Below are 21,074 nucleotides of genomic sequence, written 5' to 3'. Positions count from 1 at the left end.
TGGAGGGCGTACCGTGCACCGCCGGCACAACGGGCTGAGAACCGCCGTACTCCTCGGTGGCCTGTCCGCACTCATCATCGTCATCGGAAGCTTCTTCGGGCGTACGGGCCTGATCGTCGCGGTCCTGGTGGCCCTCGGCACCAACGCCTACGCGTACTGGAACAGCGACAAGCTGGCGCTGAGAGCGATGCGGGCCCGCCCGGTCAGCGAGTTCGAGGCCCCGCAGCTGTACCGGATGGTCCGTGAGCTGTCCACGGCCGCCCGCCAGCCCATGCCCCGGCTCTACATCTCCCCGACGCAGGCCCCCAACGCCTTCGCCACCGGCCGCAACCCGCGCAACGCCGCCGTCTGCTGCACCGAGGGCATCCTGCAGATCCTGGACGAGCGCGAGCTGCGCGGCGTACTGGGCCACGAGCTCAGCCACGTCTACAACCGCGACATCCTGATCTCGTCCATCGCCGGGGCGCTCGCCTCCGTCGTCATGTTCCTGGTGAATTTCGCCTGGCTGATCCCGGTGGGCCGGTCCGACAACGACGACGGCCCCGGGTTCCTCGGGATGCTGCTGATCATGATTCTGGGACCGGTCGCGGCCTCCATCATCCAGCTCGCCGTCAGCCGCTCCCGCGAGTACGAGGCGGATGCCTCCGGGGCCCAGCTCACCGGCGACCCGCTGGCCCTGGCCAACGCCCTGCGCAAGCTCGAAGCGGGAACGAAACAGCTGCCGCTGCCCCCGGAGCCCAGGATCGAGACCGCGAGCCACATGATGATCGCGAACCCGTTCCGCCCGGGGCAGGGCCTGTCCAAGCTGTTCTCCACGCACCCGCCGATGGCGGAGCGGATCGCCCGTCTGGAGCGGATGGCGGGCCCCCGCACCTGAGAGGGCCCCCACCCCGGTGGGCACACCGTTCCCGGAGGCCCGCCGTCCGGGGCTCAGCGGCCGCCGAAGGCCTCGTCGGTCGGGACCACCTCACGGCCCAGCGGCATCAGCGAGATCGGGATGAGCTTCAGGTTCGCCCAGCCGAAGGGGATGCCGATGATCGACACGAACAGCGGGATGCTGGTGAGCAGGTGCCCCAGCGCCAGCCACCACCCCGCGAAGACGAGCCAGATCACATTGCCGACGCAGGACGGCGCCCCCGCGTCCGGCCGCTCCACGGTCGTCCGGCCGAACGGCCACAGTACGTAACCGGCGATCCGCAGCGACGCGATGCCGAACGGGATCGTCACGATCAGCAGGAAGCAGATGAGCGCCGCGACGAGATAGCCGAGGGCCATCCAGAACCCGCAGAACACCACCCACAGGATGTTCAGGATCAGCTGTATGGGCTTCATGTCGCTCGCCTTCCGGGGGTCGCCCGTTGTCGCTCCGATGGCCAGTATCGGCCCCGGCCAGGGGCCGGGGTAACCGGAGCGGTCCGTGAAGGTGACCGCCCCGCGCCCGGCCCGTCCACCGGTGCCGCTCTCACCACCAAGAACGCTCGAAGGGCCCCGCGCAGTTGCTCGCACCGGGCGACCGGGCAACCACATCACGTCCACCGACGTCCTGGATTCCAGGAACGAGTGATGGGTAGGTTCGCGCGCATGAGCATTATCGGATGGATCATTCTGGGCCTGGTGGCCGGTGTCATCGCCAAGGTCCTGCTGCCGGGTCGCGACCCGGGCGGCCTGGTCGGCACCACCCTGATCGGAATCGTCGGCGCCTTCCTCGGTGGCTGGATATCGTCGCGCTTCCTCGACCGCCCCATCGACAACGACTTCTTCGACCTGGCCACCTGGATCGCCGCCATCGGCGGCTCCCTGGTCCTGCTGATCGTCTACCGCCTGCTGTTCGGGAACTCCCGCGAACGCCGCTGAGGACCGTCCCCGCCGATCCCGGTCTCGCGCAGGGTGATGTTGAGCCGCCCATGGCTCAGCCCCGTCGCGGGACCGGCCGACCCCGGCCGCACCTTCGGCACCCCGTGGAAGGCGTAACGGGACGGCCCGCCGAAGACGAACAGATCGCCCGAGGCCAACTCCACGTCCGTGTAGGGCCTGCCGCGGCTCTCCGGATTGCCGAAGCGGAAGACGCAGCTGTCACCGATGCTCAGTGAGACCACCGGGGCGTCCGACCGCTCCTCCCTGTCCTGGTGCATGCCCATGTGCGCGGCCGCGTCGTAGAAGTTGACGAGCGCCGCGTCCGGCGCGTACGCGGCGGCAAGCCCCTCGTCCCCGTACGCGGCGGCCACCGCATCGCGGCCCAACTCGGCCAGCCAGCCGGGGAAGTCGGCCACCCGGGCACCGTTCACGTCGTCGGCCGTGCGCGAGTACCGGTACGGCTGCCAGTGCCACCCCACGCAGACCGTCCGTACGGACATCACCCCGCCGCCCGGCAGCGCGGTGTGCCGCAGCGGCACCGGCCCGCGCGCCCACTCCCGGCAGACCGCCACCAGTTCCCGCTGCCGCTCGACCGGAAGCCACTCGGGCACATGCACGGCCCCCGGCGCGACGACGGCCCGGGGCCGGGGGAAGAGCCCGTTCATCTCAACGCCCCGCCAGCGCGCCTTCCAGCCCCAGCAGCAACTCCTTGCGCTCCAGGCCGCCCGCGTACCCCCGCAGCGCCCCGTCCGCGCCGATCACCCGGTGGCACGGCCGCACGACCAGCAGCGGATTGCGCCCGATCGCCGTGCCCACGGCCCGCACCCCGGCCCCCGGGGAGCCGACGCGCTCGGCGATCTGCCCGTAGGAGACGGTCTCGCCGTACGGGACGGTCTCCAGCGCGGCCCACACCCGGCGCTGGAAGTCGGTGCCCACGCCGTCCGCGTACGTGAGGCCGAACCGGGTCAGCCGGCCCGCGAAGTACTCCCGCAGCTGGGCGGCGACCGGCTCGAAGGCCGCGGGCGCGTACGTCCAGTCGTCCCGGACCACCGCGCCGCCCTTCTGGCCGGGCAGCGAGAGCGAGGCGAGCGCCACCCCGTCGCCGGTCTCCTCGCCGACCAGCAGCAGTTCACCCAGCGGGCTGTCGACCGTCGCGTACATGGTCATGACTCGTCCCTTTCTCGCATGTCGTGCCGGGTTCCGGTGGAAATCGTCGCCCGATGCGGCCAAGTCTGCGCTCCTCGCGCCGATCGGACCGGCGGTTTTCGGACATCGCGCCCCGGGTGGTTCGCACGGCTCACGCCTCGCCGCCCGTCCGCCGTGCGCGGAACGCCGCCGCCTTGGCCCGGTTCTGGCAGGCCGTCGAGCAGAACTGGCGCCCGGCGTTGCGGGACGTGTCCACGTAGACCCGGTCGCAGCGCGCGGCCGCGCAGACCCCGAGCCGCCCGGCATGGTCGCCGCCGAGGGTCATGGCGAGGCCGGTGGCGCAGCCGGCGCTCCAGTCGGTGGCGAAGGAGTCGTCGGCGCCGTGGAAATGGACCCGCCAGGGCCGGCCGGGGGCGCGGCCGAGCTGGGGGTGGGCCCCGGTCTCGCGCAGCAGTGCGTTCAGGGCGGCGGCCGCGTCGTCGAGGCGGTCGGCGTCCGCGGCCTCGAAGACGGCGCGCAGGGTGCGGGCGGTGTCGGCCAGTCGGTCGGCCTCGTCGGGCCCGGGGGCCGCCCCGGCCTCCCCGGCCTCCCCGGCGGAAAGCGCCGCGCGGATCGCCCCGATGCGCTCGGCGCCGTCCGGGGCGAGGTAGCGGCGGCCGTGCGCCTCGCCGTCGGTCAGCGCGTTGACGAGTGCGGCCGAGGCGGCGAGCAGCGTACGCATGTGACTGTCGAACAACACTTGACCAGTTACCCTTCGCTTTCCTAAGGTGCGAGTCACTGACGATAGATGATTGACCAGTTACGGGAGATGCCGTGCCGCGCCCCGAACCGCTACCCCGCACCGTCCGCCTGCTGCTGCTCGCCCGGGGCGTCAACCAGCTCGGAGCCTTCTCGCTGCCCTTCCTCGCCGCGCTGATCTCCGCCGGCCATGGCGCGAGCCTGACCGTCGCCGGGCTGGTCACCGCCGCCTTCGGGCTCGCGACGATCCCCTCGCGGCTGGCCGGCGGCGCACTGGCCGACCGGATCGGCCGACGCACCACCATCGTGCTCGGACTCTGCGGATGCGCCGTGGCACAGCTGGTGATCGCGGCCTCGGCGTCGCTCGCCTGGACGGTCGCCGGGGCGCTGCTGCTCGGCCTCGCCTTCGAGCTCTACGAGCCGCCCAGCCAGGCGATCATCGGTGAGTCCGTGCCGGAGCGGCAGCGGGTGCGCGCGTTCAGCCTGCTCGGCGCGGCACTCGCGGCGGGCGGCATGGGCGCCGGACTGCTCGCCGCCCTGCTCGGGCGCTGGGATCTGCGCTGGCTCTTCGTCATCGACGCCGCCACCTGCCTGGCCTGCGCCCTGCTGATCCGGCTGGCCCTTCCCCACGACCGCCCGGCACCGCCCGGGGCGGGCCCGGCCGGCACCGCCGTGCGGCCGCTGCGGGACCGTGCCCTGATGGGCGTCCTGGCCACCGGGACCGCCTACGCCCTGATCAACCAGCAGACCGTGATGACCCTGCCCCTGGCGCTCGAACAGCAGGGCCTGCCCGCCGCCGACGCCGGGCTGCTGTTCACCGCCACCGCGGCCACCACCGTGCTGGCCCAGCCCCTGATCGCGCTCCGTCGCACGAGCCGCCTGGCCACCCCCGCCGCGCTCGCCCTCGCCCATCTCCTCCTGGCCGCGGGGCTGACCGGCTACGCGCTCGCCCACGCCCTGCCCGCGCTGCTCGCCTCGGCCGTCGTGTGGAGCCTCGGCGACCTGCTGGTCATCGGCCGCGTCTACGCCCTCGTCACCGCCCTCGCGCCGCCCGGCGCGAGCGGCCGCTACCTCGCCGTCTTCGGCACCGGCTGGGGCGTCGCGGCGACGCTCGCCCCCGTCCTGGGCACCCAGCTCCTGGCCCGCACGGGCGCGACCGCGCTCTGGTCCGCCATGGCGGCGCTCTGCCTCCTGCTCGCCGCGCTGCACCTCCGGGTGACCCAGCGGCCGCCGGTCCGCCGGTCCGCGGGGACGGCGCGCGGGAGCGCGACGGGGGCCGCCGCCGGGACCGATCCCGGTGACGTGCCCCCGTCGCGTCCGGTCCGGTCAGCTCACCGGTAGTTCACGTACTGCAGCGCGAAGTCGAAGTCCTGGCCCTTCAGCAGCGCCTGGACGGCCTGGAGGTCGTCCCGGCTCTTCGAGCTGACCCGCAGCTCGTCGCCCTGGACCTGCGCCTTGACGCCCTTGGGGCCCTCGTCGCGGATGATCTTCGCCACCTTCTTGGCGTTCTCCTGGGAGATGCCCTCCTCGATCGTGGCGGAGATCTTGTACTCCTTGCCGGACAGCTGCGGCTCGCCCGCGTCCAGCGACTTCAGCGAGATGCCGCGCTTGATCAGCTTGGACTGGAAGATGTCGAGGATCGCCTTGACCCGCTCCTCGCCGCTGGCCGCCATGAGGATCTTCTCGCCGGACCAGGCGATCGAGGCGTCGGTGCCCTTGAAGTCGTAACGCTGCGAGATTTCCTTGGCGGCCTGGTTGAGGGCGTTGTCGACCTCCTGCCGCTCGACCTTCGAGACGATGTCGAAACTGGAGTCGGCCATGACGTGTGGCTCCTTGGATCGGGGTACCGGGAAACGGGACGTATCGGATGCGTACGGACGGCATGCGTACGTACGGGCGGCGCCGGGCCCGCTCGGCCCGCGCCGCGGTCAAAGCCTAGCCATCCCCGCCCGATCGGGCCGCTGGTCAATCCGCTGGTCAATCCGGTGGCGGAGCACCCCCGGACATCGGGTATCGTTTACGTCGTTGCCAGGGAGCACCGCCGAAAAGCGGTTCTCGGAGGCAGCAAACCCCGGCGGTGTGCCCGAGTGGCCAAAGGGAGCAGACTGTAAATCTGCCGGCTCAGCCTACCCAGGTTCGAACCCTGGCGCCGCCACATCGAAAGGCCCCTGTCTCACGACAGGGGCCTTCTTTGTTTCTGCTGCGAAGGGTTGTCAGGGATGGAATCCGTGCTGGTCAGCGCCTGTCTGCGCGGGGTTCCCTGCCGTTTCGACGGCCGGGCGAAGGACTCCGCCGAGCTGGCCGGGGCCATCGGCGACCGCCGCCCGGTCGCCTTCTGCCCCGAGGTCTCCGCCGGGCTGCCCACCCCGCGCCGCCCCGCCGAGATCGTCGGCGGGGACGGACACGACGTGCTCGACGGCCGCGCCCGCGTCGTCGACGACACCGGCCACGACGTCACGGCGGAGTTCGTGGACGGCGCGGAGCGGGCGCTGGCGGCCGCGCGGCACTCCGGATGCACCGAGGCCCTGCTGATGGCCCGCAGCCCCTCCTGCGGGCGTGGAACGGTCTACGACGGCACGTTCACGGGCACGCTCCGCGCGGGCGACGGCGTCACCGCCGCGCTGCTGGAGCGCCACGGCATCGCCGTACGCCCGGCACCGCGCGCCTGACGGCGGCCGGGGCCTCAGTTCCCCGCGACGTCCTTCACCGCGACCGACACCGGCACGTTCCCGCCGATCAGCTCCAGTGTCAGCCCCGCCGTCGCCGGAGTGTCCAGCAGCTCCAGCAGCGCCACCGCCACGTCGTCGCGCGGCACCGGACCGCGACCGGTCGACGCGGCCAGCAGGACCAGCCCCTTGCCCGCGTCGTTGGTCAGCATGCCGGGGCGCAGGATCGTCCAGTCGAGCGCCGTACGGGAGCGCACGTCCGCGTCCGCCGCGCCCTTGGCCCGCAGATACGCGTCGAAGACCTCGTCGCCGCGGCGATCGGGATCGGCGCCCATCGACGAGACCACGACGTAGCGCCGTACGCCCGCCCGCTCGGCCGCGTCGGCGAACAGCACCGCCGCCCCGCGGTCCACCGTCTCCTTGCGTTCCGCGCCGCTGTCCGGGCCCGCGCCGGCCGCGAAGACCGCCGCGTCGGCGCCGTCCAGCACCCGCGCCACCTCCTCCACGGAGGCGGATTCGAGATCCAGCACGACCGGCTCGGCGCCCGCCGCCCGGAGGTCGTCGGCCTGGGCCGGATTGCGGATGACGCCCACGGCTTCGTCCCCGCGCGCGGCGAGCAGCCGCTCCAGCCGCAGCGCGATCTGACCATGTCCACCTGCGATGACAATGCGCATGGTCACGACCGTACGCCGGGACGGCCCGCCGCGCTCAGGGCCCGCCGGAAGGGCCGTGATCGGGTCTTCCCTGGCGGGGCAGACCGAGACCGACGGCGGTCTCCGAGTCGCAGTACTCGCGCACCGCGCTCGTCCGCGCCACCACCCGGCCCCGGTGCACCACGATCCGGCTGTACGCGAGCGAGAGCACACCCGCCAGCCGCTCCCCGCGCACCGCGAGCAGGTCGGCCGGGAACCCCGCCTCGACCCGCACCTCGGGCAGCCCCATCACCTCCCGGGCCACCGAGGACACCGCACCGTACGCCTCCTCGGGCGGTAATCCGTGCTGCGAGGCCAGCAGATAGGCGGCCTCCAGGGGGTCGCCCCGGCCCACCGGATTGGCGAGGTCCCGCAGCGCCCCGCTCCCCGCCGCGACCCGCACCCCGGCCGACCGCAGCAGCCGTACCGGCGCACTGCCCCGGCCCTCGGTGCCGCAGCAGCCGCCCTGGGGGAGGCAGACCACCGTCACCCCGGCCGCCGCGAGCTGGTCGGCGGCACGGCCCGCGACCTGCTCGGGGAGGCGCGAGAGACCCGCGCAGGGGCCCAGCGAGACGCCGGGGCGCAGCCCTCCCGCCATGGCCGCCAGCCGGGCGAGCCGGGCCGGATCGGCGCCGTCGGTGTGCAGGTCGACCGCGCAGCCCTGTTCGGCGGCGACCTCCAGCACGGCCTCCGCGTACCCCGCCGGGTCCGGATCGAGGTCCGGGCAGCCGCCGACCGCGCCGGCGCCCATCTTCACCGCGTCGCGCAGCATCGCCAGGTTCCCGGCGCCCGCGACGCCGGTGAGCAGCCGGGGCACGGCGACCGGGGTCAGCTCGGCCAGCCCGCGCAGCGCACGGCGGGCCTGGAGCACGGCTTCGAGCGCGGCGAGGCCCCGGACGTCGCCGATCCGGACGTGCGAGCGCAGCGCGGTGGCGCCGTGGCCGAGCTGGAGCAGGGTGGCCTCGGTGGCGCGGCGGCGGATGTCCTCCGGGCGGTGCGGGGCTGGTCCGGGGGCGCCGGGGCCCGCGCCGTCGGCGGTGAGCGCGGTGTCGCTGTGGGTGTGGGGCTCGGCGGGGGCGGGGAGCAGCAGATAGCCCCGCAGGTCGAGGCGGGGCCCGGACGCGACCAGGCTGTCCGCCGTGCCGACGGCCTCGATGCGGCCGCCGCCGAGGCGTACGTCCACGACGCGGCCGTCGGCGAGGCGGGCGCCGCAGAGCACCGGGCCGGTCCCGGCCGGGGAGGCGCCGCGGGGGCCGCCGGACGCGTCGGCGGGCCGGTCGTCCGGCTGCCACGGCTGGCTGTCGGGCATCGCGCTCCAGGAAAACGAAGTGGGCGAAAGAGGGAAGCGAGGGAAGAGCGGACAAGATCACGCAGAGTGGGACGAGCCTAGGGGCGGGTCCGGCCCGGTTCGCGGAGGAGCGAAATAGTCGTACCGGTGCGGCTCGGTGGGATCCGTGGGGCGGGAGCGCGCCCCCGTGGCGGTGGTGGCCGGGGCGGGTGAAGCCCTGATCAGAGAGCCGGAGAGGGGTCCGCGGGCGGCCGGAGGGCCCGTGCGGCACGGGATCGGCGGGGTGCGCGCGGAGGCCGCCGGAGGGGGTCCGGAATCGGATTTGGGCGATCGGCGACAGACCGTGTAATGTCTTCCTCGCTCGCCCCAATAGCTCAGTCGGTAGAGCGTCTCCATGGTAAGGAGAAGGTCTGCGGTTCGATTCCGCATTGGGGCTCTGGTGATCGAGAACCCCCGCTTCGGCGGGGGAGATCATCATCAAAGCGGTGTAGCTCAGTCGGTAGAGCAAGCGGCTCATAATCGCTGTGTCACCGGTTCAAGTCCGGTCACCGCTACTTACGGTAGCCGATTGCGGGGTCGGTCCTTCGATCGGCTACTCTTCTTTGCGTTCATCCGTCCATCTTGTCCGTCAAGGAGCACTCACGTGGCTGCCACCGACGTCCGCCCGAAGATCACGCTGGCCTGCGTGGAGTGCAAGGAGCGGAACTACATCACCAAGAAGAACCGGCGTAACAACCCGGACCGTCTTGAGATGAAGAAGCACTGCCCGCGCTGCAACTCGCACACGGCGCACCGCGAAACGCGCTGAATCAGGCTCGTACACGAGGCCGTCCCCTTTGGGGGGCGGCCTCGTGTCGTTGTATGAAGGCTGTTCTGTCTTCGGCCTGTTCATCTTTCATCAGGAGGTAGCGAGCCCATGGCGCTCGACCAGTCCTTCGTGGGGCGGACCTATCCGCCCACCCCGCCGTACGAGGTCGGCCGGGAGAAGATCCGCGAGTTCGCCGAGGCGGTGGGCGACACGAATCCGGCGTACGTCGACCCCGAGGCCGCCAAGGCGCTCGGCCACAGCGATGTGATCGCCCCGCCGACCTTCGTGTTCTCCATCACGTTCAAGGCCGCCGGTCAGGTCATCCACGACCCGCAGCTGGGCCTGGACTACAACCGGGTGGTGCACGGCGACCAGAAGTTCCGCTACGTCCGCCCCGTGCGGGCGGGGGACCGGCTGACCGTCACCTCGACGATCGAGTCCATCAAGTCCCTGGCGGGCAACGACATCCTGGACGTCCGGGGCGAGGTCCACGACGAGTCGGGCGAGCACGTGGTGACGGCGTGGACGAAGCTGGTGGCGCGCGCCGCCGAGGAGGCGTGATGACGGCGAAGGTCGCATACGAGTCGGTCGAGGTCGGTACGGAGCTGCCGGCGCAGTCCTTCCCGGTGACCCGGGCGGCGCTGGTGCAGTACGCGGGCGCCTCCGGTGACTTCAATCCGATCCACTGGAACGAGAAGTTCGCCCGCGAGGTCGGGCTGCCGGACGTGATCGCGCACGGCATGTTCACCATGGCCGAGGCGATCCGGGTGGTCACGGACTGGACCGGTGACCCGGGCGCGGTCGTCGAGTACGGCGTGCGGTTCACCAAGCCGGTCGTCGTGCCCAACGACGACAAGGGCGCCCTGATCGAGGTCAGTGCCAAGGTCGCCGCCCTGCTCGACGACAAGCGGGTGCGGGTGGACCTCACGGCCATGAGCGCGGGCCAGAAGGTGCTGGGCATGTCCCGCGCCGTGGTGCAGCTCGCCTGAGACCGCAGGGACCGTGGGGCGCGGGGCCGCGCCGCCCTCGTCGCCCCGCCGGTCCCCGCGGCCCGTGGCGACGCGGGAGCGGACGCCGGCCTGTTCGTACGGTCCGTGCCCCGGCCGGGCGGCGGGGGCACGGACCGTACCCTTGTCCCCGTGCAGGAACTCCATGACGCGCCCCTCGCCCCGCTGACCACCTTCCGGCTGGGCGGCCCCGCCACCCGCCTCCTCACGGCGACGACCGACGACGAGGTGATCGCCGCCGTCCGGGAAGCCGACGCGGACGGCACCCCGCTGCTGGTCATCGGCGGCGGCAGCAACCTGGTCATCGGCGACAAGGGCTTCGACGGCACCGCCCTGCGGATCGCCACCAAGGGCTTCGCGCTGCACGGCACGAGCCTGGAGCTCGCCGCCGGCGAGGTCTGGACGGACGCCGTTGCCCGCACCGTGGAGGCCGGACTCGCAGGCATCGAGTGCCTGGCCGGAATCCCCGGCTCCGCGGGTGCCACGCCGATCCAGAACGTCGGCGCGTACGGCCAGGAGGTCGCCTCCACGATCACGGAGGTCGTCGCCTACGACCGCCGGGCCGGGGAAACGGTCACGATCCCGAACGCCGACTGCGCGTTCTCGTACCGGCACAGTCGTTTCAAGGCCGAACCCGACCGTTTCGTGGTGCTGCGGGTCCGCTTCGGGCTGGAGGACGCGGGCGGCCTCTCCGCGCCGCTGAAGTACGTGGAGACGGCCCGGGCCATGGGCGTCGAGCAGGGTGAACGGGTGCCCGCGGCGGCCGCCCGCGAGACGGTGCTCGGGCTCCGCGCGGGCAAGGGCATGGTGCTGGACCCGCAGGACCACGACACCTGGTCGGCGGGCTCCTTCTTCACCAACCCGGTCCTCGACGAGGTGGCGTACGGGAACTTCCTCGCCCGGGTCGCCGACCGCCTCGGCCCCGGGGTCGTGCCCCCCGCCTTCCCCGCGGACGGGGGACACGTCAAGACCTCGGCGGCCTGGCTCATCGACCGGGCCGGTTTCACCAAGGGGTACGGCACGGGCCCGGCACGCATCTCCACCAAGCACACCCTCGCCCTCACCAACCGGGGCGAGGCGAACACCGAGGACCTCCTCGCGCTCGCCCGCGAGGTCGTCGCGGGGGTCCACGAGGCGTTCGGCGTCACGCTCGTCAACGAACCGGTGACGGTCGGCGTCAGCCTGTAGCGCGGCGCTCAGTACGCCACGCCCACGCCCTGCTTCACCGCCGCCGGGTCGCCGGCCAGCGCCAGCATCGCGTGCGCCACGTCGGCCCGGGAGATCGTCCGGCCGCTGCGCGGGAAGCCGCCGACGACCGTGCGGTACGTGCCGGTCAGCGGCCCGTCGGTGAGCTTGGGCGGCCGCACGGACGTCCAGTCCGTCGCGCTCCGCGCCAGCTCGGCCTCCATCCGGGTCAGGTCCGCGTAGATCTCCTTGAGGACCGCCCCGACCACCTTGCGGGCCAGCCGGTCGGGCAGCGGGTCGTCGGCCGGGCGGGGGCCGACCGGGGCCGCGCTGACCACCACCAGCCGCCGTGTCCCCGCGGCCTCCATCGCCGCCAGCACCGAGCCGGTGAGCCGCTCGGCGACCCCGTCCGCCTTCCGGCCGCGCGAGCCGAGGCCGGAGAGCACCACGTCCCGGCCCTCGACCGCCTCGCGCAGCGCCTCCGGATCGTCCAGCCGGGCCATCGCGCACACCCGCGCCCCGGAGAGCGGTGCGGGCAGCCGCGAAGCATCGCGGACCACGGCCGTCACCTCGTGCCCCGCCGCCACCGCCTGGCGGACGAGCTCCCGCCCCACACCGCCCGTCGCGCCGAACACCGTGATCCTCATCGCGCACCCTCCCGGGGTGAGTAAGTATTCACTCACCTCTAGAGTGAGTGGGCACTCACTACCTCGTCAAGAACCTTCCGGAGATCCCATGGAGCAGAAGCCGGCCCGCGTCCGGATCGTCGACGCCGCCCACCGGCTGATGCTGACCATCGGCCTGGCCCGCGCCACGACCAAGGAGATCGCCCGCGCGGCGGGCTGTTCGGAGGCCGCGCTCTACAAGCACTTCGCGAGCAAGGAAGAGCTGTTCGTGACCGTGCTCACGGAACGGCTGCCCAAGCTCAACCCGTTGCTGAAGCAGCTCCTGCTCTCCCCGGGGGCGGGGGAGCGGAGTGTCGAGGAGAACCTCACCGAGATCGCCCGCCAGGCCGCGCTCTTCTACGAGCAGAGCTTCCCGATCGTCGCCTCGCTCTACGCCGACCCCCGCCTCAAGGAGCGCCACCACGCGGCGATGCGGGAGCTCGGCACCGGCCCGCACATGCCGATCCGCGGCCTGGACGCCTATCTGCGCTCCGAACAGGCCGCCGGGCGGGTACGGGGTGACGCGGACACCTACGCGGCCGCCTCGCTGCTGATCGGGGCCTGCGCGCAACGGGCGTTCGCCTACGAGGCCCTGGAGGGCGGCGAACCCCCGCAGCCGCTCGACGCGTTCGCCGCGTCCCTGGCCCGGACCCTGATGCGCGGCATCGAGGTGTGACGGACCGGGCGGCGGGGCTCAGCCCGCGGGCTTCGCCAGCCAGGCGTCGACGCCCGCCAGGAGCTCCTCCCGGGCCGCGGCCGGGGCGGCCGAACCACGTACCGACTGCCGGGCCAGCTCCGCCAGCTCCTCGTCCGTGAAGGCGTGATGGCGCCGCGCGAACTCGTACTGCGCGGCCAGCCGGGAACCGAAGAGCAGCGGGTCGTCCGCGCCCAGCGCCATCGGCACCCCGGCCTCGAACAGGGTGCGCAGGGGGACGTCGGCGGGCTTCTCGTACACGCCCAGCGCCACGTTCGACGCCGGGCAGACCTCGCAGGTCACCTGGCGCTCCGCCAGCCTGCGCAGCAGCCGGGGGTCCTCGGCGGCCCGCACACCGTGCCCGACCCGGGCCGCGTCGAGGTCGTCCAGGCAGTCCCGCACGCTGGAAGGGCCCGACAGCTCACCGCCGTGCGGCGCGGCCAGCAGACCACCCTCACGGGCGATGGCGAAGGCCCGGTCGAAGTCCCGGGCCATCCCGCGGCGCTCGTCGTTGGAGAGCCCGAAGCCGACCACGCCCCGGTCCGCGTACCGCACCGCGAGCCGGGCCAGGGTGCGGGCGTCCAGCGGATGCTTCATCCGGTTCGCCGCGATCACGACCCGGATCGGCAGCCCCGTGTCCCTGGACGCGCCGTCCACCGCGTCCAGGATGATCTCGATCGCCGGGATCAGCCCGCCGAGCAGCGGGGCGTAGGAGGTGGGGTCGACCTGGATCTCCAGCCAGCCGGAGCCGTCCGCGACGTCCTCCTGAGCCGTCTCGCGCACGAGCCGCCGGATGTCCTCCGGCTCCCGCAGACAGGAGCGGGCGATGTCGTAGAGCCGCTGGAAGCGGAACCAGCCGCGCTCGTCCGTGGCCCGCAGTTCGGGCGGCTCGCCGCTGGTCAGCGCGTCAGGCAGGCGGACGCCGTACTTGTCGGCGAGTTCGAGCAGGGTCGTTGGCCGCATCGACCCGGTGAAATGCAGGTGCAGGTGGGCCTTGGGCAACAGCCGTACATCACGCTCCATCCCCGGATCCTGCCGTATGCGCGGGGTCCGGTGGTAGCCGGTTCCCGAATCAGGGGTGAACCGCGAACAAATGAGCGGCCCCCGGCCGGAGCCGGGGGCCGCACCCACTGAATTCAGTGACTGCTCAGGCCTTCGCCTCGGCCAGCAGCTTCTGGATCCGCGAGACGCCCTCCACCAGGTCGTCGTCGCCCAGGGCGTACGACAGCCGGAGGTAGCCCGGCGTACCGAACGCCTCACCCGGGACGACCGCGACCTCGGCCTCGTCCAGGATCAGCGCCGCCAGCTCGACGGAGGTGGCCGGACGCCGGCCGCGGATCTCCTTGCCGAGCAGCTCCTTCACCGAGGGGTACGCGTAGAACGCGCCCTCGGGCTCCGGGCAGAACACGCCGTCGATCTCGTTGAGCATCCGGACGATGGTCCGCCGCCGCCGGTCGAAGGCCGTACGCATCTCGGCGACCGCGTCCAGGTTCCCGGAGACGGCGGCCAGCGCGGCGACCTGGGCCACGTTGGAGACGTTGGACGTGGCGTGCGACTGCAGGTTGGTCGCGGCCTTGACCACGTCCTTCGGGCCGATGAGCCAGCCCACCCGCCAGCCGGTCATCGCGTACGTCTTGGCGACGCCGTTGACCACGATGCACCTGTCGCGCAGCTCGGGCACGATCGCGGGCAGCGAGGTGAACTTCGCGTCGCCGTAGACCAGGTGCTCGTAGATCTCGTCGGTCAGCACCCACAGGCCGTGCTCGACGGCCCAGCGGCCGATCGCCTCGGCGTCGGCCTCGCTGTACACGGCCCCGGTCGGGTTCGACGGGGAGACGAACAGGACGACCTTGGTGCGCTCCGTGCGCGCCGCCTCCAGCTGCTCGACGGAGACCCGGTAGCCGGTCGTCTCGTCCGCCACGACCTCCACCGGCACACCGCCGGCCAGCCGGATCGACTCCGGGTAGGTCGTCCAGTACGGGGCGGGGACGATGACCTCGTCGCCCGGGTCGAGGATCGCGGCGAACGCCTCGTAGATGGCCTGCTTGCCGCCGTTGGTCACCAGGATCTGGGAGACGTCGACCTCGTAGCCCGAGTCGCGCAGCGTCTTCTCCGCGATGGCGGCCTTGAGCTCCGGGAGGCCCCCCGCCGGCGTGTACCGGTGGTACTTCGGGGTGCGGCAGGCCTCGACCGCGGCGTCGACGATGTAGCCGGGCGTCGGGAAGTCGGGCTCACCGGCACCGAAGCCGATCACCGGACGACCGGCGGCCTTGAGGGCCTTGGCCTTGGCGTCGACGGCGAGGGTGGCGGACTCGGAGATGGCAGCGATGCGGGCGGAGACCCGGCGCTCGGAGGGGGAGGTAGCAGCGCTCATGACCCCCATGGTCCCAGACGGTGATCCCCGTCGGCGCAAGGGTTTCAGGGTCCGGACACCGCCCGGACGGCATGCGGACGGGATCCGACCAGGAGTTGTCCGGAGCTATCTGTTCGACGCGGGGCCGTTGAGCACGTACACTCACCTGTCGTTGGCCTTCACCAGCCGCACCGTTCCTGCACCGGGACCATCCGGGAAGATGCGGTAGGTTGGTGGAAACCACAAAGGGTCGTAGCTCAATTGGTAGAGCACTGGTCTCCAAAACCAGCGGTTGGGGGTTCAAGTCCCTCCGGCCCTGCTACACACTCCTTCGCCAGGATGTGTGCGCATGTACGTACTTCATTGCATCGCCGTGCGGCTCCACCGGGCGCGGCACGGCCACGACCCGGAATCAGGTGAGAAGCGTGACGGACGCCGTGGGCTCCATCGACATGCCTGATGCCGAGGATGAAGTACCCGAGTCGAAGAAGAAGACCCGGAAGGGCGGCAAGCGCGGAAAGAAGGGCCCTCTGGGCCGCCTCGCGCTGTTCTACCGCCAGATCATCGCCGAGCTGCGCAAGGTCGTCTGGCCCACTCGCAGCCAGCTGACGACGTACACCACTGTGGTGATTGCTTTCGTCGTCGTCATGATCGGCCTGGTGACCGTGATTGACTTCGGATTCCAGCGGGTCATCAAGTACGTCTTCGGCTGATCCCGCGGAGGGCGCCTCATGGGCGCCCCTTTCGCATGTTCCACCCATTTGTATCCAGGAAGAAGCAGCCACCGTGTCTGACCCGAACCTGAACGACGCCGTCGAGCCGACGGCGGGCGCCTTCGAGTCCGCCGAGGACGAGCTCGACATCGTCGAGGCGGCGGACGCCGAGGAGCCGGACCAGGCCGAAGCTGCCGACGCCGCCGCGGGCGAGCCCGCCGAGGAAGCCGCTCTGCACGCCGAAGAGGCCGAGGACGCCGAAGAGGCCGAAGAGGCTGAGGACGCCGAAGGCGAGGAGGAGGCCGAGGAGGCCGCCCCCGTCGACGCCGTCACGGCGCTGCGCGAGGAGCTGCGCGGCCTGCCCGGCGAGTGGTACGTCATCCACACGTACGCCGGTTACGAGAAGCGCGTGAAGGCCAACCTGGAGCAGCGCGCCGTCTCGCTCAACGTCGAGGACTTCATCTACCAGGCCGAGGTGCCCGAGGAAGAGATCGTCCAGATCAAGAACGGTGAGCGCAAGAACGTCCGCCAGAACAAGCTCCCGGGCTACGTCCTGGTGCGCATGGACCTGACGAACGAGTCCTGGGGCGTCGTCCGCAACACGCCCGGCGTCACCGGCTTCGTGGGCAACGCCTACGACCCGTACCCGCTGACCCTGGACGAGATCGTCAAGATGCTCGCCCCCGAGGCCGAGGAGAAGGCCGCCCGCGAGGCCGCCGAGGCCGAGGGCAAGCCGGCTCCGGCCCGCAAGGTCGAGGTCCAGGTGCTCGACTTCGAGGTGGGCGACTCGGTCACCGTCACCGACGGCCCGTTCGCCACGCTCCAGGCGACGATCAACGAGATCAACGCCGACTCGAAGAAGGTCAAGGGCCTGGTCGAGATCTTCGGCCGCGAGACCCCGGTCGAGCTCAGCTTCGACCAGATCCAGAAGAACTAAGGCCCTCCCGGGCGGATTCTGGACACATGCCTACCGAGCAGGTCAGATCGGCTGAGAAGCCCGTCTGACCTGCTCGGTTTTTGGTCGCGCAGCTATACCCGTTATCGTTGTGCGGTATGCCTCCATCCGGATGATCGGACGGCGGCGAAACACTCTCACTAGGACCCGGAGAGAGCAATGCCTCCCAAGAAGAAGAAGGTCACGGGGCTTATCAAGCTCCAGATCAACGCCGGTGCGGCCAACCCGGCCCCGCCGGTCGGCCCCGCGCTCGGTCAGCACGGCGTCAACATCATGGAGTTCTGCAAGGCCTACAACGCCGCGACCGAGTCGCAGCGTGGCATGGTCGTGCCGGTGGAGATCACGGTCTACGAGGACCGTTCCTTCACCTTCGTCACGAAGACTCCGCCGGCCGCCAAGCTGATCCTCAAGGCTGCGGGCGTGGAGAAGGGCTCCGGCGAGCCCCACAAGACCAAGGTCGCCAAGCTGACGGCTGCCCAGGTCCGTGAGATCGCCACGACGAAGCTCCCCGACCTGAACGCCAACGACCTCGACGCCGCGTCGAAGATCATCGCTGGCACCGCCCGTTCCATGGGCATCACGGTCGAAGGCTGACTCAGCCCCTCACGTCCTCAGTGGTAGGGCCAAGCGCTGGCCCGCACCACGACTCCACTCTCTGAAACCACAGGAGCAGCAGTGAAGCGCAGCAAGAACCTCCGGGCTGCGGACGCCAAGGTCGACCGGGAGCGCCTCTACGCCCCGCTCGAGGCCGTCCGTCTCGCCAAGGAGACCGCGACCACGAAGTTCGACAGCACCGTCGAGGTCGCCTTCCGTCTGGGTGTCGACCCGCGCAAGGCCGACCAGATGGTCCGTGGCACCGTGAACCTCCCGCACGGCACCGGCAAGACCGCCCGGGTCCTGGTCTTCGCGACCGGTGACCGTGCTGCGGCCGCGGAAGCCGCGGGCGCCGACATCGTCGGCGCCGACGAGCTCATCGACGAGGTCGCCAAGGGCCGCCTGGACTTCGACGCCGTCGTCGCCACCCCGGACCTCATGGGCAAGGTCGGCCGCCTCGGCCGTGTGCTCGGTCCGCGTGGTCTGATGCCGAACCCGAAGACCGGCACCGTCACCCCCGATGTCGCCAAGGCTGTCACCGACATCAAGGGCGGCAAGATCGAGTTCCGCGTCGACAAGCACTCGAACCTGCACTTCATCATCGGCAAGGCCTCGTTCGACGAGACCAAGCTGGTGGAGAACTACGCGGCGGCGCTGGAGGAAGTCCTCCGTCTGAAGCCGTCCGCCGCGAAGGGCCGCTACATCAAGAAGGCCGCCCTGGCCACCACGATGGGCCCCGGCATCCCGCTGGACGCCAACCGCACCCGTAACCTCCTCGTCGAGGAGGACCCGGCCGCCGTCTGAGCCTCCAGGCTCGGTACCAGGCCGCGTCACGCGTGACAGGACGGGCCCCGCAACCTTTCGAGGTGCGGGGCCCGTCCTCGTCTGTGCAATGCCGGAGGCCGTGTCACAGCCGTGCGTTAGCGTGAGGCCACGACAGAGCCGAACGAGGGGTGGAAGCTGACATGAGGACCAGTACCGTGCGGCGCGTGTGCCTGTCCGTGATGGCGGCGGCGGCGCTGACGTCGGTCGCGGCCTGCGGCGGATCGGACAGCGGCAAGAGCGCGGACCGGGGCACGGACAAGGCCGGCGGAGTGGTGAAGGCCGACCCGATCGCCGCGCTGCGCAACGTGCAGAAGAAGACCGGCGGGGAGCGGTCGGCGAAGGTCGAGGGCACCACGCAGATGGGCACCATGATGTCCATGAAGCAGACCGGCGTCATCGACTGGTCCGACGGGCTCACCGGCTCCATGGAGATCACCTACACCGGTGGCAGCATGGCGGACGCCGTGAAGCAGTCCGGCGGCGACGGCACGATGCAGGCCCGCTACTTCAAGGACGGCTACGTCGTCAACATGGGCGACGGCTTCGCCGCGCAGGCCGGCGGCAAGCACTGGATCAGCTACCGCTACGCCGACCTCGCCAAGATGGCGGGCGCCTCCGGCGAGGCGATGAAGCAGCAGATGCAGAACACCACCCCCGACCAGGGCGTGAAGTCGCTGCTGGCCTCCGGCGACGTGCAGAAGGTCGGCACGGAGGACGTGCGCGGCGTCCAGGCCACGCACTACTCCGGCACCGTCGACGTGGCCTCGCTCACCGCGAAGAACTCCGCGCTCGACGCCGGCCAGCTGGAGCAGCTGAAGAAGCAGTTCAGCGACGCGGGCATCACCACCGAGCAGGTCGACATCTGGGTCGACGCCAACGACCTGCTGGTCAAGAAGGTCGAGCGCGGCCAGATGAAGACCGGCGAGCTCAATTCCACGGTGTACTACAGCGACTACGGGACGAAGGCCTCCGTCGAGCAGCCGCCGGCCGCCGACACGGTCGACTTCGCCGAGCTGCTGAAGCAGCAGCAGGGAGCCGGCGGGGCCGCTTCCTGACGCCCCCGGTCCGCCCCGGGCGGGACGGATTTGCTCGGCGCGACCACGGTCGCGTACTCTCCTACAGAAGCCAAAGACCGCTGGTCGTTGCCGCACTCTCGCAAGAGGGTCGGTGACCGAAGGATCCGTTGAGTACGGGCGACCTGCGCAGGTGACTGTGGAAAGCTCCCGGATCTCATTCGGTCGAGCTACGCCCTGGCGCCTGCGCCGGGGCGTTTCGTCTTTCCCGGCCCCTTCTGAGCGGTCCTCATCACCCGGAAGGAGGCCGACGCTCATGGCAAGGCCCGACAAGGCTGCCGCGGTAGCCGAGCTCGCGGACCAGTTCCGCAGCTCGAACGCCGCCGTGCTGACCGAGTACCGGGGTCTCACCGTGGCGCAGCTCAAGACGCTGCGTCGTTCGCTCGGTGAGAACGCCCAGTACGCCGTGGTGAAGAACACGCTGACCAAGATTGCGGCCAACGAGGCCGGGATCACCTCGCTCGACGACCAGTTCACCGGTCCGACGGCGGTTGCCTTCATCACCGGTGACCCGGTGGAGTCGGCGAAGGGTCTTCGTGACTTCGCCAAGGAGAACCCGAACCTGATCATCAAGGGCGGTGTCCTTGATGGCAAGGCGCTGTCCGCCGATGAGATCAAGAAGCTTGCGGACCTCGAGTCCCGCGAGGTTCTGCTCAGCAAGCTGGCCGGTGCCTTCAAGGGCAAGCAGTCCCAGACTGCTTCGCTCTTCCAGGCGCTGCCGTCGAAGTTCGTCCGCACCGCGGAGGCGCTTCGCGTCAAGCTCGAAGAGCAGGGCGGTGCCGAGTAACTCGGCTCGCGCAATGATCGTCGCCCACTAGGGAGACGGTCGCAGCGGGCCGAACGTACGCCCGCCTACATGTACATCCGGCACCTGCCGAATTAGTGGAAGGACGCCATCATGGCGAAGCTGTCCCAGGACGACCTGCTCGCGCAGTTCGAAGAGATGACCCTCATCGAGCTCGCCGAGTTCGTGAAGGCCTTCGAGGAGAAGTTCGACGTCACCGCCGCCGCGGCCGTCGCCGTCGCCGGTCCGGCCGGCCCGGGCGCCGTTGCCGAGGCCGTCGAGGAGAAGGACGAGTTCGACGTCATCCTCACCGGCGCCGGCGAGAAGAAGATCCAGGTCATCAAGGTCGTGCGTGAGCTGACCTCGCTGGGTCTGAAGGAGGCCAAGGACCTCGTCGACGGCACCCCGAAGCCGGTCCTCGAGAAGGTCGCCAAGGAGGCCGCCGAGAAGGCTGCCGAGTCCCTCAAGGCCGCCGGCGCTTCCGTCGAGGTCAAGTGACTCAAGGAGTCCTCTGACTCCTCCTGGCGCCCCGTGCCGCGTGGCACGGACGTCATCTGACGAAGGGCGATCACCCATCGGGGTGGTCGCCCTTCGGCGTACCCGATGCGGCTGCCTTGCTCTTCCCGCGTTGACGAGTATGGTGATCATCGCCGTTGCCTCTCGGGGCGGCCGACCGGCGCCGGAAGGCGGGCCGGACGGGGGCCGCGGGGCCTCCTCCCCGTAGGAGGGCCTTGACGAACCGCACGCGGCGCGCAATTCTCAGGACGCGTCGTCACATCGATCCGGGATCCGAGGCATGGATCGAGGACGGAGCGGGCAGTAAAGAAGAGCGCACCGCGCGCAAAGGTTCTAGCCATGGGTGTTGAGAACAGCTGTTGAGAGCGACGTGGGTCTCTGAGAACCCCCACTGGACATCAGTGTGCCGTTTGGCTACACTGACCCTTTGCGCTGCCTGTTAGCTGCCTCCTGCCCGTCACCAGGGGCATGCCCTCGCTTGAGCACCGATGACTGATCGCCTCTGACCTGGCCTTTTG

26 protein-coding genes and 4 tRNA genes are annotated in these 21,074 nt (G+C 71.0%); 20 read left to right on the top strand and 10 right to left on the bottom strand.

Annotated elements, in window-relative coordinates:
- The first annotated feature begins 13 nt into the window (after window positions 1-13).
- The gene (gene htpX, locus ACFCV8_RS03945; protein ID WP_376683640.1) at window positions 14-877 is read left to right on the top strand and encodes a zinc metalloprotease HtpX; all 864 of its coding nucleotides are present in this window, start codon (window positions 14-16) and stop codon (window positions 875-877) included.
- Window positions 878-930: 53 nt separating this feature from the next.
- Here htpX and ACFCV8_RS03940 read toward each other — a convergent pair whose 3' ends face one another.
- Entirely contained in the window at window positions 931-1,332 is a 402-nt protein-coding gene (locus ACFCV8_RS03940) for a YccF domain-containing protein (protein WP_376683639.1), read from the bottom strand.
- 249 nt (window positions 1,333-1,581) lie between these two features.
- Here ACFCV8_RS03940 and ACFCV8_RS03935 point away from each other — a divergent pair, with 249 nt between their 5' ends.
- Window positions 1,582-1,854, top strand: coding sequence for a GlsB/YeaQ/YmgE family stress response membrane protein (locus ACFCV8_RS03935; protein WP_376683638.1), 273 nt, complete (start codon window positions 1,582-1,584; stop codon window positions 1,852-1,854).
- On the opposite strand, the gene ACFCV8_RS03930 is transcribed toward ACFCV8_RS03935, so the two are convergent.
- The 3 genes from ACFCV8_RS03930 to ACFCV8_RS03920 all read right to left on the bottom strand — a co-directional run bounded on the left by ACFCV8_RS03930 (window position 1,815) and on the right by ACFCV8_RS03920 (window position 3,739).
- Complete coding sequence (locus ACFCV8_RS03930) at window positions 1,815-2,519, bottom strand: alpha-ketoglutarate-dependent dioxygenase AlkB (RefSeq protein ID WP_376683637.1); 705 nt, start codon at window positions 2,517-2,519, stop codon at window positions 1,815-1,817. The two genes, ACFCV8_RS03935 and ACFCV8_RS03930, sit on opposite strands and share 40 nt — an antisense overlap.
- A 1-nt stretch (window position 2,520) precedes the next feature.
- Window positions 2,521-3,021: a methylated-DNA--[protein]-cysteine S-methyltransferase gene (locus ACFCV8_RS03925; protein WP_376683636.1), complete on the bottom strand. Its 501-nt coding sequence runs from the start codon at window positions 3,019-3,021 to the stop codon at window positions 2,521-2,523.
- A gap of 130 nt (window positions 3,022-3,151) precedes the next feature.
- Window positions 3,152-3,739, bottom strand: a complete 588-nt coding sequence (locus ACFCV8_RS03920) for a CGNR zinc finger domain-containing protein (RefSeq protein ID WP_376683635.1) — start codon at window positions 3,737-3,739, stop codon at window positions 3,152-3,154.
- A gap of 74 nt (window positions 3,740-3,813) precedes the next feature.
- Here ACFCV8_RS03920 and ACFCV8_RS03915 point away from each other — a divergent pair, with 74 nt between their 5' ends.
- Complete coding sequence (locus ACFCV8_RS03915; protein ID WP_376683634.1) at window positions 3,814-5,079, top strand: MFS transporter; 1,266 nt, start codon at window positions 3,814-3,816, stop codon at window positions 5,077-5,079.
- Here ACFCV8_RS03915 and ACFCV8_RS03910 read toward each other — a convergent pair.
- Entirely contained in the window at window positions 5,070-5,558 is a 489-nt protein-coding gene (locus tag ACFCV8_RS03910) for a YajQ family cyclic di-GMP-binding protein (protein ID WP_376683633.1), read from the bottom strand. The two genes, ACFCV8_RS03915 and ACFCV8_RS03910, sit on opposite strands and share 10 nt — an antisense overlap.
- 253 nt (window positions 5,559-5,811) lie before the next feature.
- On the opposite strand from ACFCV8_RS03910, the gene ACFCV8_RS03905 reads away from it, so the two are divergent.
- A tRNA-Tyr gene (locus ACFCV8_RS03905) sits at window positions 5,812-5,893 on the top strand.
- Window positions 5,894-5,957: 64 nt separating this feature from the next.
- Window positions 5,958-6,407, top strand: coding sequence for a DUF523 domain-containing protein (locus ACFCV8_RS03900; protein WP_376683632.1), 450 nt, complete (start codon window positions 5,958-5,960; stop codon window positions 6,405-6,407).
- Between the two features lie 14 nt (window positions 6,408-6,421).
- On the opposite strand, the gene ACFCV8_RS03895 is transcribed toward ACFCV8_RS03900, so the two are convergent.
- Together ACFCV8_RS03895 and ACFCV8_RS03890 are read right to left on the bottom strand one after the other, a co-directional pair.
- A complete protein-coding gene (locus ACFCV8_RS03895; RefSeq protein ID WP_376683631.1) occupies window positions 6,422-7,078 on the bottom strand; it encodes an SDR family oxidoreductase in 657 nt (218 codons plus the stop codon).
- Window positions 7,079-7,112: 34 nt separating this feature from the next.
- On the bottom strand, window positions 7,113-8,405 hold the full coding sequence (locus tag ACFCV8_RS03890; protein WP_376683630.1) for an amidohydrolase family protein: 1,293 nt from the start codon (window positions 8,403-8,405) through the stop codon (window positions 7,113-7,115).
- 342 nt (window positions 8,406-8,747) lie between these two features.
- Here ACFCV8_RS03890 and ACFCV8_RS03885 point away from each other — a divergent pair.
- The 6 genes from ACFCV8_RS03885 (at window position 8,748) to ACFCV8_RS03860 (ending at window position 11,387) form a co-directional block, all read left to right on the top strand.
- A tRNA-Thr gene (locus ACFCV8_RS03885) sits at window positions 8,748-8,820 on the top strand.
- A 45-nt stretch (window positions 8,821-8,865) separates the two neighbouring features.
- Window positions 8,866-8,938, top strand: a tRNA-Met gene (locus ACFCV8_RS03880).
- 89 nt (window positions 8,939-9,027) lie between these two features.
- The gene (gene rpmG, locus ACFCV8_RS03875; RefSeq protein WP_003956487.1) at window positions 9,028-9,192 is read left to right on the top strand and encodes a 50S ribosomal protein L33; all 165 of its coding nucleotides are present in this window, start codon (window positions 9,028-9,030) and stop codon (window positions 9,190-9,192) included.
- 108 nt (window positions 9,193-9,300) lie between these two features.
- Entirely contained in the window at window positions 9,301-9,753 is a 453-nt protein-coding gene (locus ACFCV8_RS03870; protein ID WP_376683629.1) for a MaoC family dehydratase N-terminal domain-containing protein, read from the top strand.
- The gene (locus ACFCV8_RS03865; protein ID WP_376683628.1) at window positions 9,753-10,181 is read left to right on the top strand and encodes a MaoC family dehydratase; all 429 of its coding nucleotides are present in this window, start codon (window positions 9,753-9,755) and stop codon (window positions 10,179-10,181) included. Before ACFCV8_RS03870 ends, ACFCV8_RS03865 begins: the two co-directional genes overlap by 1 nt.
- 150 nt (window positions 10,182-10,331) lie before the next feature.
- On the top strand, window positions 10,332-11,387 hold the full coding sequence (locus tag ACFCV8_RS03860) for a UDP-N-acetylmuramate dehydrogenase (RefSeq protein WP_376683627.1): 1,056 nt from the start codon (window positions 10,332-10,334) through the stop codon (window positions 11,385-11,387).
- Window positions 11,388-11,395: 8 nt separating this feature from the next.
- Here the strand turns inward: ACFCV8_RS03860 and ACFCV8_RS03855 are convergent, their stop codons facing one another.
- On the bottom strand, window positions 11,396-12,031 hold the full coding sequence (locus ACFCV8_RS03855; protein WP_376683626.1) for an NAD(P)-dependent oxidoreductase: 636 nt from the start codon (window positions 12,029-12,031) through the stop codon (window positions 11,396-11,398).
- Between the two features lie 88 nt (window positions 12,032-12,119).
- Between ACFCV8_RS03855 and ACFCV8_RS03850 the strand changes: the two genes are divergently transcribed.
- Window positions 12,120-12,725, top strand: coding sequence for a TetR/AcrR family transcriptional regulator (locus ACFCV8_RS03850; RefSeq protein WP_376683625.1), 606 nt, complete (start codon window positions 12,120-12,122; stop codon window positions 12,723-12,725).
- Window positions 12,726-12,743: 18 nt separating this feature from the next.
- On the opposite strand, the gene ACFCV8_RS03845 is transcribed toward ACFCV8_RS03850, so the two are convergent.
- A complete protein-coding gene (locus ACFCV8_RS03845) occupies window positions 12,744-13,766 on the bottom strand; it encodes an adenosine deaminase (protein WP_376683624.1) in 1,023 nt (340 codons plus the stop codon).
- Window positions 13,767-13,890: 124 nt separating this feature from the next.
- Window positions 13,891-15,117 (bottom strand): pyridoxal phosphate-dependent aminotransferase, encoded by a 1,227-nt coding sequence (locus tag ACFCV8_RS03840; protein ID WP_376683623.1) that lies wholly within the window; start codon window positions 15,115-15,117, stop codon window positions 13,891-13,893.
- Between the two features lie 225 nt (window positions 15,118-15,342).
- On the opposite strand from ACFCV8_RS03840, the gene ACFCV8_RS03835 reads away from it, so the two are divergent.
- The 8 genes from ACFCV8_RS03835 (at window position 15,343) to rplL (ending at window position 20,538) form a co-directional block, all read left to right on the top strand.
- A tRNA-Trp gene (locus ACFCV8_RS03835) sits at window positions 15,343-15,415 on the top strand.
- Between the two features lie 106 nt (window positions 15,416-15,521).
- Window positions 15,522-15,809 carry a preprotein translocase subunit SecE gene (gene secE / locus ACFCV8_RS03830; protein ID WP_073786747.1) on the top strand — a complete coding sequence of 96 codons (288 nt, stop codon included), beginning with the start codon at window positions 15,522-15,524 and terminating at the stop codon, window positions 15,807-15,809.
- A 73-nt stretch (window positions 15,810-15,882) separates the two neighbouring features.
- Entirely contained in the window at window positions 15,883-16,746 is an 864-nt protein-coding gene (gene nusG / locus ACFCV8_RS03825; protein WP_376683622.1) for a transcription termination/antitermination protein NusG, read from the top strand.
- A 177-nt stretch (window positions 16,747-16,923) separates the two neighbouring features.
- Window positions 16,924-17,358: a 50S ribosomal protein L11 gene (gene rplK, locus ACFCV8_RS03820; protein WP_006126872.1), complete on the top strand. Its 435-nt coding sequence runs from the start codon at window positions 16,924-16,926 to the stop codon at window positions 17,356-17,358.
- A gap of 81 nt (window positions 17,359-17,439) precedes the next feature.
- Window positions 17,440-18,162, top strand: coding sequence for a 50S ribosomal protein L1 (gene rplA, locus ACFCV8_RS03815; RefSeq protein ID WP_376683621.1), 723 nt, complete (start codon window positions 17,440-17,442; stop codon window positions 18,160-18,162).
- 161 nt (window positions 18,163-18,323) lie between these two features.
- Complete coding sequence (locus ACFCV8_RS03810) at window positions 18,324-19,238, top strand: hypothetical protein (protein WP_376683620.1); 915 nt, start codon at window positions 18,324-18,326, stop codon at window positions 19,236-19,238.
- A gap of 274 nt (window positions 19,239-19,512) precedes the next feature.
- Complete coding sequence (gene rplJ, locus ACFCV8_RS03805; protein ID WP_114246088.1) at window positions 19,513-20,043, top strand: 50S ribosomal protein L10; 531 nt, start codon at window positions 19,513-19,515, stop codon at window positions 20,041-20,043.
- Between the two features lie 111 nt (window positions 20,044-20,154).
- Window positions 20,155-20,538 (top strand): 50S ribosomal protein L7/L12, encoded by a 384-nt coding sequence (gene rplL / locus ACFCV8_RS03800; protein WP_376683619.1) that lies wholly within the window; start codon window positions 20,155-20,157, stop codon window positions 20,536-20,538.
- The last annotated feature ends 536 nt before the right edge of the window (window positions 20,539-21,074 follow it).

Origin of the sequence: Streptomyces sp. NPDC056347 (assembly GCF_042262625.1) — a bacterium.
In the GTDB taxonomy this organism is placed as follows: Bacteria; Actinomycetota; Actinomycetes; order Streptomycetales; family Streptomycetaceae; genus Streptomyces.
The sequence above is the reverse complement of the archived record's forward strand: the minus strand, read 5'-3'. Positions and strand labels throughout refer to the sequence as shown.